At 66.5% G+C, this 645-nt stretch carries 1 protein-coding gene; it reads right to left on the minus strand.

The genetic code is table 11. From position 1 onward, the window contains the following. On the minus strand, positions 1 to 645 hold a 645-nt coding region (locus tag Cba03nite_RS39465), incomplete at both ends, for a sulfate adenylyltransferase subunit 1 (RefSeq protein WP_203757730.1).

The following is a 645-nucleotide window of genomic DNA, read 5'->3' on the forward strand; positions in this document are numbered from 1 at the left end:
GGATGACGTACTGGACGGGGAAGCGGACGTCGACGAGGTTGCGGTCGGAGGCGATGTGCACGTGTTCGAGGTGGTGCAGCAGGCTGGGGCCTTCGTACCAGGGCATGTTGGGCGAGCGGGTGGCGATGTTGTCGCCTTGCAGCGCGCTGATGGGGATGATCGCGAGGTCGGTGATGTCGAGCTTGGCGGCGAAGCTGGTGAATTCGTCGACGATGCGGTCGTAGACGGTCTGGTCGTAGTCGACGAGGTCCATCTTGTTGACGCACAGGACCAGGTGGGGCACGCGCAGCAGCGAGCACAGGAACGCGTGGCGCCGGGACTGCTCGACGATGCCCTTGCGCGCGTCCACGAGAACGAGGGCGAGGTCGGCGGTGGAGGCGCCGGTGACCATGTTGCGGGTGTACTGGATGTGGCCGGGGGTGTCGGCGATGATGAACTTGCGCCGCGGCGTGGCGAAGTACCGGTAGGCGACGTCGATGGTGATGCCCTGTTCCCGCTCGGCCCGCAGCCCGTCGGTGAGCAGGGCGAGGTTCGTGTACTCGTCGCCCCGCGCCGCCGACACCGCCTCGACCGCTTCGAGCTGGTCTTCGAACAGCGACTTCGTGTCGTACAGCAGCCGCCCGATCAGCGTGCTCTTACCGTCGT

Source organism: Catellatospora bangladeshensis, from assembly GCF_016862575.1.
Lineage (GTDB): Bacteria > Actinomycetota > Actinomycetes > Mycobacteriales > Micromonosporaceae > Catellatospora > Catellatospora bangladeshensis.